Here is a 16332-nt window from a genome sequence, read left to right as displayed (position 1 = left end):
CCTGGCCACCCATTCGACAAGGTCCATGTCCGCAACGGGCGGTCCTGCGGTGGTGATCCGAGCGCACAAGGGCGCTCACGCTGAGTGCACGCCCCCGGGGGCGTACCGCCGTTCGATGCGAAAGGGCTGATCAGCAGCATGGGCCCGACCACGATCGAGCGGCGGGCCAACGGAAGCTCCTCAAACGGAATGCGGGACCTCTTCATTCCCGGACACGCCGAAAGGACTAGTTTTTCTGGCTCAAAGAGCGGATGCCATGTCTACACCCGGCCGGGCGGGACGCCGAAGGCCCGGTCCTCCGTACGGACGACCGGGCCTTCGGGCGGAAGCGGCGGGCAGAAGCGGCGAGCCGGGGTCAGGCCAGCGTGACCAGGTCCGCGTAGGCCGGGCTCCAGAGGTCCTCGACGCCGTCCGGGAGCAGGATGATCCGCTCCGGCTGGAGCGCGTCGACCGCACCCTCGTCGTGGGTGACCAGCACGACCGCGCCGGAGAACTCGCGCAGCGCGCCGAGGATCTCCTCGCGGCTGGCCGGGTCCAGGTTGTTGGTCGGCTCGTCGAGCAGCAGGACGTTGGCGCTGGAGACCACCAGGGTGGCCAGCGCGAGCCGGGTCTTCTCGCCGCCGGAGAGCACCCCGGCCGGCTTGTCCACGTCGTCCCCGGAGAACAGGAAGGAGCCGAGGATCTTGCGGACCGCGACCAGGTCCATGTCCGGTGCCGACGAGCGCATGTTCTCCAGGACCGTGCGCTCCGCGTCCAGCGTCTCGTGCTCCTGGGCGTAGTAGCCGATCTTCAGACCGTGGCCCGGGACCACCTCACCGGTGTCCGGCTGCTCCACCCCGGCAAGCATCCGCAGCAGGGTGGTCTTGCCGGCGCCGTTGAGGCCGAGGATGACGACCCGCGAGCCGCGGTCGATCGCCAGGCCCACGTCCGTGAAGATCTCCAGCGAGCCGTAGGACTTGGAGAGCCCGCTGGCCGTCAGCGGGGTCTTCCCGCACGGGGCCGGGTCCGGGAACCGCAGCTTGGCGACCTTGTCGTTGGCCCGGACGGTCTCCAGGCCGGACAGCAACTTCTCCGCCCGGCGGGCCATGTTCTGCGCGGCCACCGTCTTGGTCGCCTTGGCGCGCATCTTGTCCGCCTGCGCGTTCAGCGTGGCGGCCTTCTTCTCGGCGTTGGCCCGCTCGCGCTTGCGGCGCTTCTCGTCGTCCTCGCGCTGCTGCTGGTACTGCTTCCAGCCCATGTTGTAGACGTCGATCGCGGAGCGGTTGGCGTCCAGGTAGAAGACCTTGTTGACGACCGTCTCGACCAGCTCGACATCGTGCGAGATGACGATGAAGCCGCCCTTGTAGGTCTTCAGGAAGTCCCGCAGCCAGGCGATCGAGTCGGCGTCGAGGTGGTTGGTCGGCTCGTCGAGCAGCAGCACGTCGGAGTCCGAGAACAGGATCCGGGCCAGCTCGACGCGGCGGCGCTGACCACCCGACAGGGTGTGCAGCTGCTGGTTGAGGATGCGGTCCGGCAGGCCGAGCGCGGCGGCGATGGTGGCGGCCTCGGCCTCGGCGGCGTACCCGCCCTTGGTGAGGAACTCGGTCTCCAGGCGCGCGTACTTCTTCATCGCGTTGTCGCGGGTGGCGCCCTTGCCGTTCGCCATCCGCTCCTCGTTCTCGCGCATCTTGCGCAGCACGCTGTCCAGGCCGCGGGCGGAGAGGATGCGGTCCTTGGCCAGGACGTCGAGGTCGCCGGTGCGCGGGTCCTGCGGCAGGTAGCCGACCTCGCCCGAGCGGGTCACCGTGCCGGCGGCCGGGATGCCCTCGCCGGCCAGCACCTTGGTCAGCGTGGTCTTGCCGGCGCCGTTGCGCCCGACCAGGCCGATCCGGTCACCGGGGGCGACCTTGAAGCTCGCGGACTCGATCAGGATCCGGGCACCGGCGCGCAGTTCGAGGCCGTTGGCGGAAATCATGGCTGGGACAACTCCTGGGACGTGGGCGGGCGACCGGACGGGATCCGGGCCGAAGCGGGAAGGGGCGTCGTCGACGGGGCGCTGCGGGACCGCACGGGGGCGGTGCCGTTCGCCCGTCACACACCGGAGAAATCAGCCATGGCGGCAAGTCTACCGGGCCGCGCGAGCGACCCGGGAGAGTTACCCGACCGGGGTACCCCCGCCGCTACTGCCCCCGGGCCTCCTGCGCCCCGTCCGCCGCGCAGCCCGCGCCCGGGCGGACGGCCGCGAACGGCTCGGCCGGGCTGCCGCAGGCCGCCTCGGGCGCCGCCGCCCAGGTGTCGAAGACCTTGGGCGCGACGATCGGCCCGTCCGAGATCAGCACCCGCCGCTCGTCCAGCGCCTTCATCTCCACGCCCGGACCGGCGTTGAGCTGCCAGCCGCTGCTGTCCATCCGGTAGCCGGAGATCCCGCCGGAGACCTGCTGCCCGGTGCTGTTGGTGCAGCTGCGCGGCACCAGCACCGCGAAGTCGGTGGACACCGTGCGCTCCGGGTCGTAGACGCAGTTGCCGGCCGGCTTGGAGTTGTAGCGCAGGTCGCCGTCGGCGTCCCGGAAACCCATCGTCAGCTCCGGTGTGACCACCGCCACCCAGGGCGCGGACTCCCGGACGGTGTGCAGCGAGGCCGCGGCCCGCTCGGTCGCCAGCTGCTTGCGCTGCTCCTCGGTGCGCTTGTCGGCGCCGGGCTCGCCCGCGCCGCGCAGCCAGTCGGCCAGGCCGGGCACCGCGCGGTGCCAGCGCACCTGGTGGTCGCCGGGCCGCACCGAGGTGACCAGGCCGTCGTCCCAGACCACCACCGCGTTCTCCCCAGCCATCGACAGGTGGAGCGCGGTGGCGCCCTCGCGCTGGTAGGACCAGGCGTGCTCGCCGGTGGCCCGGTGGTACGCCTCCAGGCCCGGGCCCACCCGCAGGTCCAGATCGGCCGCGGCCAGTGAGGCGGTGGGGTCGGCGCTCGCCTCCGCCGTGCCCTTCGCGGCCACCCGGTCGCCGAACGGGACCGGCTTGTTGGCGTGCGCGGCGGCGCCCGCCACAAGGACCAGCAGCACCGCCAGGGCAGGGAGGATCGATCGGGGGCTGAGGGCACGCGACTTCCAGGACACGGGCGGAGCGTACCTTTCGGCACCCGCACGAGTCAGCCGGACTTTCCCGTACGGCCGAACGGCCGAACCCGGTCCGAGGGTTCCCGGCGCCCCGCGCCCGCCCGCCCGGCGACCTGCGCCGTCGGGCCCCGCGCCGCCCGACCGGGCCCGGGGAGGGGCCGTCGGGGTAGGGCTCCCGGGGCCGCCAGGACTGTTACGGAGGTGATACACGGCACACCGCCGGACGGCGTTCGAATATCGCCCACTTTAGGGTGACATTCGGCATTTCCTCGCCAGGTCGGCCCTACTGTCGGCGAAGGGTCCGCCACGCAGCGTGCCCCTCCCCGCCCTGCCCTGCTCCGCCCAGCCCGTGGCACCGTCCGGGGGCGCCGCCCGAGGAGACACCATGCGATTCGGCCGCCTGGCGCTGGCCGCCGCCACCCTGCTGCTGCTCACCACCGCCAGCGTCCCCGCCGGGACACCGCTGGGCCAGACCGAGCGGCACTCGCTCTCCTCCGACGCGATCGCCCCGCGCGGCCCCGCGCCCCGCCCGGCGGTCCAGCGCCCGGCGCACGAACCGCCGTTCGGGGCGTTCGTCGGCTCCTGGGACAACTACATCCCGCAGATCGGCCGGTTCGCGCAGTGGCTGGACGACGCCAACCTCCAGGTCGGCCACACCTATCTGGCGGGCAACGGCTGGGGGGACATCGAGGGCGAGCCGGCGGTGCTCGCCATGTGGTCGCAGTGGCGGCAGGCCGACCCGTCCCGGGTGCTCGTGCTCGGCGTGCCGATGCTGGTGCCGAACGAGGCGGACGTACCGGACGGCGAGGTGGCCCGGCTGCTCGGCGAGGGCGCCCGCGGCGACTTCGACCGGCACTTCCTGCGGCTGGCCCGCCGGCTGGTCTCCCTCGGCGGCGCGGACACCGTGCTCACCCTCGGCTGGGAGATGAACGGCGTCACCTACACCCACCGCTGCAAGCCCGACCCGGCCGCCTGGAAGACCTACTGGCGACGGATCGTCACGGTGATGCGCTCGGTGCCCGGGCAGCGCTTCCGCTTCGACTTCGCGCCCAACCGGGGGCTGGACGCGATCCCGTGGACCAAGTGCTACCCGGGCGACGACGTGGTGGACATCATCGGCATGGACAACTACGACCAGCCGGCCGGCGGCACCTTCGACGACTACGTGCGCGAGCCCTACGGGCTGCAGGACCAGGTCGAGTTCGCGGCCAAGCGCGGCAAGCAGGTCTCGTACCCGGAGTGGGGACTGTTCCGCAACGGGGACAACCCGGAGTTCGTGCAGCGGATGGTGGAGTGGATCCGCACCCATGACACCGCGTACCAGACCGTCACCGACTACTGTCCGCACGGCTTCTGGCAGTGCGACCGCAACCCGCGCGCCGGCGCCCGGTTCCGGCAGCTGATGTCGGGCTCCGCGGGGGCCCCGGTGCCGGGCGCCCCGACGGCACCGGCCGCGCCCACGGCTCCGGCCGCCCCGACCGCCCCGGCGGTGCCCGGCGGGCGGTAGCGGGGCGGCCTGGCGGGCGGGTCAGCCGCGGCGGCGGGCGGCCAGCGCCTCCTTGAGCCGCGGCGCCCGGGTGTCGAGCAGGTGCACCGCCTTGCGCCTGGCGCGCACCGCGCCGCTGCGGGCGGCCGCCGCCGGGGCGGCGCCGCGCGGGCCGAACAGCAGCCGCTGGTTGGGCAGTCCGTCCGGACGCCAGCGCTGCTTGTACGGCTCCTGGCCGCGCAGCAGGCTTATCACCGGGATCCCGGCACCCAGCGTCTCGTCCAGCGCGGCGCCGAACAGCAGGCCCGCGATGTCCAGCCGCTCCCGCAGCCCGGGGTGCGCACCGTACAGGTAGAGGCCGCTGAAGGACGGGCAGAGCAGCACCAGGTCGACCGCCACCAGCTCGCCGTCCAGCCAGAACTGGTGGACGGCCGCCCGGCCGGTGGCGACCAGCCCGGCGGTGGACTCGGCGAGGTGGCGGCGGAACCGCTCGGTGCGGTGCTCCGGGGTGACGCCGCGGTCCCGCCACTGCTGGAAGTGCAGCCGCAGCAGCCCGTCCAGCGCCTGCGGCACGTCCTCCGGGGCGGTCGCGCGCACCTCCACGCCCGACTCGGCGATCTTGCGCAGCTTGACCCGGCTGCGCTGGGCGGTCCTGCCCGGCACCCGCTTGAGCAGCTGGTCCATCGGGGCGGCCGGCAGGTACTGGCAGAGCGAGTCGGGGTACCGGCGGCGCCGCCCCCGCCAGTGCTCGAAGACCCGCTGGACGGCGGCCTCCGGGTGGACCTCGCGCAGCTCCAGGCTGTGCCAGGGGCGGGTGAGCGGGAGGGCGGCGGCGAACTCGGCGGCGGCGCGGTCGGCGCAGTCGTCGTCGAGCAGGACGTCGGTGAAGTCGACCAGTCCGGCGCCCAGGCCGGTCAGCCCGCCGAGCGGGCCGCCGCGCCGGCGGAACGCGCCCGCGCCGACCAGCCGGCCGTCCCGGCGCACCAGCACCACCAGCAGGGCGCCCGGGCTGCCGTACTGGCGCCACCAGGAGCACTGCCAGACGGCGGACTGGAAGAAGGTGGCCGTCCGGCAGCGGGCGACCAGGTCGTCCCACTCCTCGGCCAGGGTGTCCAGGGCGTCGTCCTCGCGGCGCAGCTCGGTGGTCCAGCGCGGGGCGCGGGCCTGGGCGGGGAGGCCGGCGGTGGGGGTGGCGGCCTCGGTGCTCATCGCCCGCTCCCGGCGGCGGCCCCGGCCGCCGCGAGCTCGGGTTCGGCAGTGCCCGGCCCGGCGGGCTCGGGCAGAGCCGGCGCGGGCCCGGCGGCACGCGGACGCGGGGTGGTCGCGGCGGGCGGCTCCCCGTCGACGGCCCCGGCGGGCACGGCGTTTCGGCGCCGGGTCATCATCACCAGCGCGCCGATCAGCAGCCCGGCCGCGCCGCCGACCGCGACGTCCAGCCGGCCGGAGGGCGTGGTCGGCGCGGCGGGCTCCGCGGCGGCGGCCAGCGGGACCAGCCGGACGCCGGTCTCCCTGCTGTTGGTGTTGGCGAAGGCGACCAGCGAGCGGGCCACGGCGTCCGCCGCCCGGACGGCGTCCTGCCGGTCGGCGCCGGTGCCGGTGATCTCGATCACCGGGGCGTCCGGCGAGGTGGTGCCGTGCACCAGGGACTCCAGCTCGGCCAGCCGGTGCCCGGTCTCGGCGGCGGCGGGCGCGAGCACCTGCGGTTGGCCGGCCAGCCGGCCGTAGGCCTGGGCGAAGCTGACCGCGGTGGCGGCCTCGCCCTGCGTCTCGGGCACCACGATCACATAGGAGTTGGCGGCGTACGAGGGGTGGGCGACGACGGCGTACCCGGCGCCGGCGACGGCGCCCAGCGGCACCGCGAGGACCACCGGCCACCAGCGGCTGACCAGCCGGCGGACACTCCTGCGCGGTTCGGTCATGGGGACTCCTTGGCTATGAGGGCCGCCCGGCCGGCGGCCCGGCGTCGTTAAGGGTGCTGCCGTCTCAAGCCCGGGCCAGCCGGTCGTAGAGGGCGCCGAGGTCGGCGGCCACCCGGACGATGTCGTAGTGGCCGACGGCGGGGGGCCGGGGCAGCGGGTCGGGGCAGCGGTCGCCGAGGTGGCGCAGGTCGCGCAGCGCGGCCGTGTAGGCGGCGGCCTCCGAAGGGATCCGGCGGGCGTTCGGGGCGGCGCCGGGCGGCAGTTCGTCCAGCGCCGGGCAGGCGCTGTGGCGCACCGGCAGTCCGGCCGCGAGCCCTTCCAGCACGCCGAGGCCGAAGGTCTCCTCGGTGGAGGGGGCGGCCAGCACGTCAAGGGCGGTGAGCAGGTCGGGTACGTCGTCGCGCTCGCCGGTGAGCACCAGGCGGTCGCGGACGCCGAGGGCGGCGGCCCGCTCCTCCAGCGCGGCCCGCTCGGGGCCGTCACCGATCAGCACCAGGCGGGCGGCGTCGTCCAGCCCGGCCAGCGCCTCCAGCAGGACGTGGAAGCGCTTGCCCGGCACCAGCCGGCCGATCCCCCCGATGACCCGCTTCCCCGACGGCAGGCCGAGTTCGGCGCGCACCCGGGCCCGGGTGGCGGCCCGCTCGGCGGGCGGGAGCCGGTAGCGGGCGGCGTCGATGCCGTTCGGGATCAGCTCGACCCGCCCCGGCGGGACGCCCCAGGCGTGCAGGGTCCGGGCGACCTGCCGGGAGACCGCGACGGTGGTGGTGCCCAGGCGTTCGGCGGCCAGGTAGAGGCCCTTGACGCCGCGGGTGACCGGGCGGCCCTCGATGACCCCGGCGTGCAGCGAGTGCTCGGTGGCGACCACCGCCCGCACCCCGGCCAGCCGGGCGGCCGGGCGGCCGTACAGCCCGGCCCGGAAGAGGTGGGTGTGCACCAGGTCGTAGCGTCCGGCGCGGATCCGGCGGACCAGCCGGGGCAGCGCGCCGAGGTCCCGGTTGCCGCCCATGCCGAGGTGGTGGACGGTGACGCCCTCGGCGCGCAGCGCGTCGGCCACCGTGCCGGGGTTGGTCAGTGTGAGCACCTCGCAGTGCTGGTGGGGCGGCAGGTGGCGGAGCAGCAGTTGGAGCTGGCGCTCGGCGCCCCCGGAGGCGAGGCCGGTGACGATGTGCAGGACCCTCATGGCGTGTTCGCCCGCTCGCCGTCGGCGTGCTCGGGGCGGGCGCGGCCCTTGCTCGCCCAGTCGCGCAGCCGGTGGCGGCCGCGCTTGGCGCGCAGGCGCCAGGCGCCGTCGCGGTCGCCGACGTAGCAGCGCGGCAGCGCGTAGCGGCCGGTGAGCGGGGAGTGCGCGATCGCGCAGGCGTAGTCGTAGCCGGCGTCCCGGACGGCCCGGGTGGCGGCCGGGTCGACCGCGCCGTAGGGGTAGCAGAAGCCGGTGACCGGGCCGCCGACCACCTCCTCCAGGACCCGCCGGCTCTCCCTGGTCTGTGCGGCGAGCACATCGGCGGGCAGGCCGGGCAGCGCCTGGTGGCCGAGGCCGTGCGAGCCGATCTCCCAGCCGGCGGCGGCGAGGTCGGTGACTTCCTGGACGGTGAGCAGGGTCTTCCTGGGGCCCTCGGCGTCCCAGTCGTTGGCGCGGCCGAGCAGGTCGGCGACCACGTACGCGGTGGCGGTGAAGCCGTACGCCTGGAGAATCGGTACGGCGTGGCGGGCGAAGTCGGCGTAGCCGTCGTCGAAGGTGAGGCCGACCAGCCGGTCGGCCCGCCCGGCCGCCCTGGCCCGCATCAGCTCGCGCACCGAGACCCCGCGCTGCCCGCGCCGGTGCAGCCAGGCGATCTGCTCGGCGAACCGCTCGGGGCTGACGGTGAGCTGGTACGGGTCCTCCTCCTCGACCGCCACCGAGTGGTACATCAGGATCCACGGCGAGGTGGCCCCGACGGCCGGCGCCCCGGGCAGCGGGCGCCGGCTTCCGGGCAGCCGCGCCGGTGGCCGGTGGATGCCGGAGCCCGGCATGTCGGTCCGTGGCGCGTCGGTGCGCGGCAGCTCGGGGCGCCGGGCGCCGGCCGCCGGCGCGGCGGGGCGGAGTGTGCCCGACGGGACCGACCGGACTGATCCCCGTTCAGCATCCATGGGGAGGCTTCCCTTCATCGGCGACAGGAGACGGGCCGGGGACCGGTCCCAGGACCCGGAGGGCGGCCCGGACCGGGCCGCGCACCTCGCGGGCGCCGAGGCCGGCACCCAGGGCGGCGAAAGCCAGCGCGACGGTGAGACCGCCGAGCGCGGTGGACAGCAGGGGGTCGGCGGCGAGGCCGGCGGCCGGCATGCCGAGCGCGGTGGCGCCGGCGGCGGCGGCCAGCAGCCGGGCGTGGCCGCCGAGGACCAGGCGCAGCCGCAGCGGGATGCCGCGCAGGACCAGGCCGTGCAGCAGCAGCGCCGCCGTGGCGGTGATGCCGGCCGCGTTGCCGGCGGCGAGGCCGAGGGCGCCGAACCGGGGGGTGGCGAGCACGCCGACGGCGACGGTGACGACCAGGCCGAACGCCATGGCGCCGGCCGGGTACCAGTCGAGCAGTCGGCGGCCGCCGTCCTCGGGGCTGGGGTCGCCGGCCCGGCGGACCACCGGGCGCAGCGAGAAGTAGGGGCGGATCATCACCCCGATCAGGGCCTGGGCGAGCAGTCCGAAGCTGTAGACCCGGATGACGGCGGCGGTGGCGGCGGTGTCGCGGGGGCCGAAGGCGCCGCGTTCGAAGAGCAGCTCGACCACCGAGGGGGCGCAGGCCATCAGGAAGGCGGTGCCCAGCAGGACGACGGCCGCCGCCTGGCCGAGGTCCTTCTCCACCCGGTCGCGGGCGGTGGTGAGGTCCCCGGCGGCAAGCGCCCTGGCGACCAGCGGGAAGGTGACGGTGCAGATCAGGATCCCGGCCGTCATGGCGAGTTGGGAGACCTTGGCCGCGTAGTTGAGGTGCGAGATGGTGCCGGGCGGCAGCGCCGAGCCGAGGAAGCGTTCGATGAAGACCTGGGCCTGGCGGGTCAGGGTGAACACGCCGACCGGCAGCAGGGCGAGCGGGATCAGCACCAGGGCGTTGCGCGAGGGCCGGCCGCGGCTCGGGCGGCCGCCGCCGGCCCGCAGCCTGCGCAGGAACGGGCCGACCAGCAGGCCGGCCATCAGCAGGCTGCCGAAGGCCACGCCGATCGCGGCGGCCCGTACGCCCCACAGCGCGTGGCAGGTGAGCAGCACGCCGAGGATGCCGAGGTTGTAGGCGACGTAGATGCCGGCCGGGGCGGTGAACCGGTGGTGGGCGCGCAGCGCGGCGGCGAGGTAGCCGGCCACGCCGAACGGCAGCACGGTGATCGCGGTGATCCGCGTGCAGGTGACGGCGAGGTCGGGGTTGGCCAGGCCGGGGGCGAGCAGTTCGACCAGCCGGGGGGCGCCGAGCGCGGCGCCCAGGGAGAGGGTGGAGAGGGCGAGCAGCAGCCAGGGCAGGGTGGCGCGGACCAGTTGGCGGACCGGGTCGGGGCCGTCGGGGCGCTCCTCGCGGAGCACCAGGGCGAGCGCGAAGGCGGGCACCATCAGGAAGGACATGGCGTCCTCGATGAGCAGCGGTGCGGCGGTCTCGGGGACGGTCCAGGCGACGAGGAAGGCGTCGGTGCCCTGGTTGGCGCCGAAGTAGCGGGCGAGCAGGAGGTCGCGGAGCAGGCCGAGGGCGGAGCCGGCGGCGCTGAGCACGGCGGTGACGCCGAAGGCCCTGGCGAGGAAGCCGCGGCGCGGGCCGGCGCTGCTCGGCGCCTGCCGGGGGGCGGGCAGCGTGGTGGACCCGAGGGTGGCGGGCTGTTCCGTCGTCATGCGCTCGCCCCGCGGTGCTGCGCCGTGTGGGCGGCGAGGCCGAGGATGACCGAGGTCAGCACGGTGGTGGTGCCGCCGATGTCGGCGTAGAGGAAGTCGACCAGGACCCAGGTGAGCAGGGCGAGGGCGGCGAGGCCGGGGCCGCGGGCGCCGCGCAGGCAGCCGAGGAGGAGGCCGAGGAAGAGCACGCCGTAGGCGGCGATGCCGATGAGGCCCTGCTCGCTGAGCACCAGGAAGTACATGTTGTGCGGGGAGAGCAGCGGTTCGCGCTGGAAGCCGATGGTGGCGTCGGCGGCGTCGCTGCCGGAGGAGAGCCGCAACGGGGCGTGGCTGTCGCGCAGTTGCTGGAAGGCCTTGGGGCCGGCGCCGGAGACGGGGTGGTCCTGCCAGATCCGCCCTGCGGTGGACCAGAGGTCGTAGCGGTCGGAGACCGACTGGTCGGGGGCCTCGGAGACGGAGCCGATCGAGGTGAGCCGGGCGGTGACGCCGGAGCCGCCGAGGCCGAACCCGCCGACCAGGACGACGGCGGCGGCCGTGCCGAGGACGGCGCCGCGGACGGCGAGCCGGGCGTCGGCGCGCAGCAGCAGGACGGTGGCGGCCGCGGCGGTGGCGATCCAGCTGCCCCGGCTGAAGGAGACGGCGAGCGGGAAGGCGAGGAAGGCGGCGGTGGCGAACAGCGCCCGCCGCAGCCGGGCGTTGCCGTCGGGCCCCCGCTCGGCGAGGCCCAGGGCCAGCGCGGCGAGCAGGCCGTAGCTGACGACGGTGGACATCGCCATGATGTCGAGGGCGCCGAAGGTGCCGACGGCGCGGATCGGGCGGCCGGTGTAGGAGGCGCCGGTACCGGTGAGGAACTGGTGGGCGCCGACCGCGCCCTGGATCAGCGCGGCGATCACGAAGGAGCCGAGCACCAGCCGCTGGTCGGTGCGGTCGCGCAGGGCGCACAGCACGGCGGCCGGGACGAGCACGAAGACCTGGGTGAGCCGGACGAAGCCGGTGAGGCTGGTCGCCGGGTCGGTCGAGCCGACGGTGGCGACGGCGGCGGCGAGCACGACCGCGCCGAACCGGACGGCGTCGGCGCGGCCGATCGCGGGGGTGCGGCCGCGCAGCAGGTGGACGGCGGTGAGCGCGACCAGGGCGAGCGAGGCGAGGTCCGCGGCGGTGACGTGGACGGCGGCGGCGACGTCCTTCTCCCCGGTGGGGACGCAGACCAGCAGCACGGTGGCGGCGGCCAGCAGGCTGGGGCGTTGGTGGACGACGCCCCCCGCGCGCCGTAACAGCCCGGCGGGGCGCGGGGGTGCGGCGAGGGTCAGGGCCACGGCGTTGATCAGCTCCCGTCCGGGTGGAGCATGAGGGCCGCGGTGCGGCACAGGATCTTGACGTCCTGCCAGAGGCTCCAGCTCTCGATGTAGCGGTTGTCGAAGCGGGCCCGGTCCTCGATGGAGGTGTCCCCGCGCAGGCCGTTGACCTGGGCGAGGCCGGTGAGGCCGACCGGGACGCGGTGGCGGTCCGCGTACTCGGGGTAGGCCTGGCTGAACCGCATGACGAAGTAGGGGCGTTCGGGGCGCGGGCCGACCAGGCTCATGTCGCCGCGCAACACGTTCCACAGCTGGGGGAGCTCGTCCAGCGAGCTGCGGCGCATCAGTCGGCCGACGGCGCCCATCCGGTGGTCCTGGGAGATGTTCCAGCGGGTGGCGGACTCGTGCTCGTTGCTGGGCCGCAGGGTGCGGAACTTGAGGACGGTGAAGACCCGGCCGTCGAGGCCGGTGCGCTGCTGGCGGAAGAGCACGCCGGGGCCGGTGTCGAAGCGGACGGCGAGCGCGCACAGGGCGAGGACGGGGGCGAGCAGGAGCAGGCCGGCCGCGGCGGCGGTCACGTCCAGGGTCCGCTTGGCGGCCCAGCCGGGGCGGCGCATCGCGGCGCGGCCGACCCGCAGGCAGGGGAAGCCCCAGAGGTGGTCGGCGCCGGCCAGCCGCCCGGCGGCGAGCGAGCCGTACTCGCGCAGTGCGGGGACCAGCCAGACCTGGCAGCCGAGCCGGGCGGCGTCGCGCAGGGTGGCGGCGGTCTCGGCCTCGTCGGCGGCGCCGGCGGTGGCCACCACGTGGTGGACGTGGTGGCGGCGGACCTCGCGCTCCAGGACCTCGCGGCCGCCGAGCACCGGCAGGTCGGTGTCGCCGGCGAGCAGCGGCGGGTCGGCGTCCAGGAAGCCGACCGGGCGCATCCCGTACTCGCCGCGCTCGCTGAGGGCGGCGGCGACCCGGCGGCCGAGCCGGCCGGCGCCGAGCACCAGCACCGGGCTCGGGCGACTGCGGCGGATCCGGCGGACCAGGTGGTAGAGGACGGCGCGGAAGCAGACCGCGAGCACCAGTTGGGTGCCGAGCAGGACGGTGAGCCGGGCCGGGGTGGCGGGTCCGGAGTCGGGCCAGCGGCCTTCCAGGCAGCCGGCCAGGGTGATCGCGAAGGCGGCGGCGACCAGGGCCCGCGCGGTGAGGGCGGGCAGTTCGTCGAGCACGGACAGGGTGAGCCGGGTGCGGTAGAGGCCGCCGGCCAGGTTGAGCAGGACCAGCAGGGGCAGCAGGGCGGCGACGCCGAGCAGCGGCGCGACCCGGACGACGGGGTCGAGGACGCGGTTGGCGGTGCCGGTGGCGGTGCACAGGGCGAGCGCGTCGACGGCGACCAGGGCGACGGGCAGCGCGAGCCGGGCGCGGACCGGGCGGCGGTGCCGGCGGGCCGGCGCGGCACTGCGGGTCTGCGCGGAGCGCGTCGGGCGGTCGAGCAGCCCGGTGGCGGGCCGGCTGGGGCCGGTCAGGGACCGGCCGGGGCGTGGCACGCTGTCGTGGTCAATGGTCATCGGCGGACGAACTCCCCTGCTGTGTGCCCGGGGTGACGGCGGTCCGGCTCCGGTTGGCCCGGGGAGGCCGTCCAGGCCCGGTGAGTGCGGTCCTGACAGCACCTGCTACCGCTGGCGGGTTTCGGTTCTCTCGCGAATTCCGGGCGTGAAATCGAAACGAAGCAGGCAAAATCAGACGTTACCGAAAACGGGCTTGAATGCTGGAAGTTGACTTGCCGATTCATTCCAGCCGCCCATTAATAGGTATTTCCGACTTGGCCTCTCGCTCACAACCGGCGGAGGGTGCGAATACGGGAGCGCCGGTCCGGCGCCGCATTCACGGCATGTGAAACGATCAGATCCGCTGCGGGACACGGGCGCGGCGCCGTCCGGGCACCGGGCCGGCGCCCAGCAGGTCCCGGTAGAGCGCGTCGACCTGTTCGACCACCGATCGAACGTCATGACGGGCCGCGGCGTGCTCGCGCAGCAGGGCGCCGCGCCGCTCGCAGTCGATCGGATCGGACAACGCTTCCGCCATCCGGGTGATGAGCGCGGACACGTCCTCCGCGGGCACCAGGGCGCCCGCGCGTTCGGACGGCGGCAGGCACTCCCGGGCCCCGGGCACGTCGGTCAGCAGCACCGGCCGCCCGCAGGCCATCGCCTCCAGCGGGGCCAGCGCCATGCCCTCCCACCGCGAGGGCAGCACCACCAGGTCGGCGGCGGCCAGCCAGGGCCGCGGGTCCGCGACGTCCCCGACCATCCGGACCCGGGACGGCTCGGCGCCCTCCCGGACCATCGCGGCCAGCCGGGCCTCCTCCGGACCGCCGCCGACCAGGGCCAGCCGGGCCCCCGGCACCCGGCGCCGCACCTCGCGCCAGGCGGTGAGCAGCACGTCCTGGCCCTTCTGGCGGCAGAGCCGGCCCACGCAGACCGCCAGCGGGGCGGCCGGCTCCAGGCCGAGCGAGATCCGGGCGGCCCGGCGGTCGGCGGGCGCGTAGTGGCGAACGTCCACGCCGTTGGGCACCACCGCCCAGTCGGCGTGCAGGCCGGCCGCGACGCCGTCGGTCCGCTCCTGGACCGAGACGCAGAGCAACCGGTGCGCCCAGCGGGTCGCGTACCGCTCCCAGCGCAGGGTGGCCGCGGCGAGCGCGCCGTCCACGGCGGCGAAGGACCAGGCGTGCGGCTGGAAGACGGTCGGCACCGCGCCGCGCACGGCCAGCCGGCCGGCCAACCCGGCCTTGGAGCTGTGCAGATGGAGCACGTCGGGCCCGGCGGCCCGGACGATCCGGCGCAACTGCCAGGCCTCCGCGGCGGTGGCGAATCCCGGCGAGCGCCGGGCCGGCCAGTCCTGGACCAGCGCGCCGACGGCGGCGGCCTCGTCGGCGAGCCGGCCGCCGGGCGGGCAGGCGACCAGCACCCGGTGGCCGGCCTCGCGCTGGCCGCGGACCAGGTCGACCACGACGCGGGCCACTCCGCCGTCGACGGGCTGCGAAATGTGAAGGATCGTCATATGCACGGCGGCGAGCCTAGGGTGGCCGCGGTGCGCCCGGGGGCGTCGTCACCCGCAGGTGGCGGGGCGTCCACCCGTACGGCACGCGGCTCGCACGGGTGGACGAACTCGTCGAATTCCTGGACGAGTTGAGGGTGAGGTCCGGGAGGCCGGAACTCAGCGCACCTCGGCGGCCAGATTGTCGAGCACCTGGCCGTGGATCCGGTTCAGGCCCTTGGGGGCGAAGGTCCGCTCGAAGAATCCGCCGATGCCGGTCGCGCCCTGCCAGGTGGCCGTGACGGTGACCTTCGAGCGGCCCTCGCCGGCCGCCGCGACGGTCCAGGTGATCACCATGGTGGAGTTGGCGTCCTTCTCCACCAGCTGGTCCGGCCGCGGCGCCGAGACGGTGAACAGGCAGTCGCGGATCCGCTTCTCGGTGGCCTGGAGCTTCCAGTGCACCTGGGTGCCGGCGCCGGTGCCGCCGACCCGGACCTCGTACTCGCTGTACTGCTCGGGCAGCAGCTTGGGGCGGATCACCTGGTAGTCGGCCAGGGCCTCGTACACCCGCTCGGGGGCCGCGTCGTAGACCCGCTCGGTGGTGGCCTGCACCTGTCCCATGGTCGTGCTCTCCTTGTACGGTCGCCCGGCGCCGGATGGTCCGGGGTGGTCCGGGGTGGTACCGGCAAGCCAATCACAGCAGGCCGCGGACGGCGGGCGGAGGCCTCCCCGGCGGAGCGGACGTTAGGGTGTCGGGTGTGCTCGAACAGGTGACAGCAGTGCGCTACGTCGACCCGCTGCGGGCCGGCGGTTCCGTGCCCGGCGTGGTGGAGACCGACGACCTGGGCACCTACGTGGTGAAGTTCCTCGGGTCCGCCCAGGGGCGCAAGGCGCTGGTGGCCGAGGTGATCGTCGGCGAGCTGGCGCGGCGGCTCGGCCTGCCGGTGCCCGAGCTGCGGCTGGTGGACTTCGATCCGGCGGTCGCCGACGGCGAGCCGGACCCGGAGATCCAGGAGATCCTGCGGGCCAGCCGCGGGCTCAACCTCGGCATGGACCTGCTGCCCGGCGCCCGCGACTTCCGGCCCGGCATGATCGACGTCGACCCGGTGGACGCCGGGCGGGTGATCTGGCTGGACGCGCTCACCGGGAACGTCGACCGGACGGTGCACAACCCCAACCTCATGGTCTGGCACCGGCGGCTGTGGCTGATCGACAACGGCGCCGCACTGGTGTTCCACCACCGCTGGTCGGCCGCCGAGGGGTCGGTCGGCAAGCGGTACGACCTCAGCGCCCACGCCCTCGGCGGGTACCGCCCGGACGTCCGGCTGGCCGACGAGGAGCTCGGGCCGCTGGTCACCGTCGGGCTGCTGGAGGAGGTGGTCGCGCTGGTGCCGGACGCCTGGCTGGCCGACGAGCCGGGGTTCGGCTCGGTCGGCGAGCTGCGCCGGGCCTATGTGAACCACCTGGCGGCGCGGGCGGTGCTCTCGGCCGAATGGCTGCCGGAGGGGTTCGCCACCCCCGAGCAGCTGCGCGAGGCGGAGCGGCGGCGGGCCGCGCGGAGCAGGGCGGGTCGGCCGGCCTGGTTGCAGGAGGTGCCGGACCTGCACGGCAAGCCGTCGGTGGAGACGGTCTGGGAGCACCATTTCGAGTGAGCCGGCCCCACGCCGGCCCCGTCGGCCCCGTC

The 16332-nt window shown here is 75.3% G+C and carries 13 protein-coding genes; 2 read left to right on the top strand and 11 right to left on the bottom strand.

Translation table 11 applies throughout. The features are described from left to right. Positions 1-355: 355 nt before the first annotated feature. Positions 356-1954 carry an ABC-F family ATP-binding cassette domain-containing protein gene (locus ACFU74_RS08450; protein ID WP_380753747.1) on the bottom strand — a complete coding sequence of 533 codons (1599 nt, stop codon included), beginning with the start codon at positions 1952-1954 and terminating at the stop codon, positions 356-358. A 205-nt stretch (positions 1955-2159) separates the two neighbouring features. Next, positions 2160-3092, bottom strand: a complete 933-nt coding sequence (locus ACFU74_RS08445; protein WP_380753745.1) for a hypothetical protein — start codon at positions 3090-3092, stop codon at positions 2160-2162. Between the two features lie 385 nt (positions 3093-3477). Between ACFU74_RS08445 and ACFU74_RS08440 the strand changes: the two genes are divergently transcribed. Further along, complete coding sequence (locus ACFU74_RS08440) at positions 3478-4599, top strand: glycoside hydrolase family 26 protein (protein ID WP_380753742.1); 1122 nt, start codon at positions 3478-3480, stop codon at positions 4597-4599. Positions 4600-4620: 21 nt separating this feature from the next. Here ACFU74_RS08440 and ACFU74_RS08435 read toward each other — a convergent pair whose 3' ends face one another. From ACFU74_RS08435 to ACFU74_RS08395, 9 genes are all read right to left on the bottom strand, one after another. Continuing rightward, a complete protein-coding gene (locus ACFU74_RS08435; protein WP_380753740.1) occupies positions 4621-5787 on the bottom strand; it encodes a GNAT family N-acetyltransferase in 1167 nt (388 codons plus the stop codon). Further along, positions 5784-6497 (bottom strand): lipopolysaccharide biosynthesis protein, encoded by a 714-nt coding sequence (locus ACFU74_RS08430; RefSeq protein WP_380753738.1) that lies wholly within the window; start codon positions 6495-6497, stop codon positions 5784-5786. Before ACFU74_RS08430 ends, ACFU74_RS08435 begins: the two co-directional genes overlap by 4 nt. A 64-nt stretch (positions 6498-6561) precedes the next feature. After that, complete coding sequence (locus ACFU74_RS08425) at positions 6562-7677, bottom strand: glycosyltransferase (protein WP_380753736.1); 1116 nt, start codon at positions 7675-7677, stop codon at positions 6562-6564. Beyond that, positions 7674-8624: a polysaccharide deacetylase family protein gene (locus ACFU74_RS08420; protein ID WP_380753733.1), complete on the bottom strand. Its 951-nt coding sequence runs from the start codon at positions 8622-8624 to the stop codon at positions 7674-7676. Before ACFU74_RS08420 ends, ACFU74_RS08425 begins: the two co-directional genes overlap by 4 nt. Further along, the gene (locus ACFU74_RS08415) at positions 8614-10335 is read right to left on the bottom strand and encodes a lipid II flippase MurJ (protein WP_380753731.1); all 1722 of its coding nucleotides are present in this window, start codon (positions 10333-10335) and stop codon (positions 8614-8616) included. Before ACFU74_RS08415 ends, ACFU74_RS08420 begins: the two co-directional genes overlap by 11 nt. Then, positions 10332-11651, bottom strand: a complete 1320-nt coding sequence (locus ACFU74_RS08410; protein ID WP_380753728.1) for an O-antigen ligase family protein — start codon at positions 11649-11651, stop codon at positions 10332-10334. Before ACFU74_RS08410 ends, ACFU74_RS08415 begins: the two co-directional genes overlap by 4 nt. An 8-nt stretch (positions 11652-11659) precedes the next feature. Beyond that, positions 11660-13183 (bottom strand): exopolysaccharide biosynthesis polyprenyl glycosylphosphotransferase, encoded by a 1524-nt coding sequence (locus tag ACFU74_RS08405; protein ID WP_380753726.1) that lies wholly within the window; start codon positions 13181-13183, stop codon positions 11660-11662. A 334-nt stretch (positions 13184-13517) separates the two neighbouring features. After that, positions 13518-14672, bottom strand: coding sequence for a glycosyltransferase (locus ACFU74_RS08400; protein ID WP_380753723.1), 1155 nt, complete (start codon positions 14670-14672; stop codon positions 13518-13520). A 156-nt stretch (positions 14673-14828) separates the two neighbouring features. Beyond that, positions 14829-15269, bottom strand: coding sequence for an SRPBCC family protein (locus tag ACFU74_RS08395; RefSeq protein ID WP_380753720.1), 441 nt, complete (start codon positions 15267-15269; stop codon positions 14829-14831). A 137-nt stretch (positions 15270-15406) separates the two neighbouring features. Here ACFU74_RS08395 and ACFU74_RS08390 point away from each other — a divergent pair, with 137 nt between their 5' ends. After that, positions 15407-16300, top strand: a complete 894-nt coding sequence (locus ACFU74_RS08390) for a HipA family kinase (RefSeq protein ID WP_380753717.1) — start codon at positions 15407-15409, stop codon at positions 16298-16300. Positions 16301-16332: the final 32 nt, after the last annotated feature.

The organism is Kitasatospora sp. NPDC057500 (assembly GCF_042802195.1).
Classification (GTDB): domain Bacteria; phylum Actinomycetota; class Actinomycetes; order Streptomycetales; family Streptomycetaceae; genus Kitasatospora.
The sequence above is the reverse complement of the archived record's forward strand: the minus strand, read 5'-3'. Positions and strand labels throughout refer to the sequence as shown.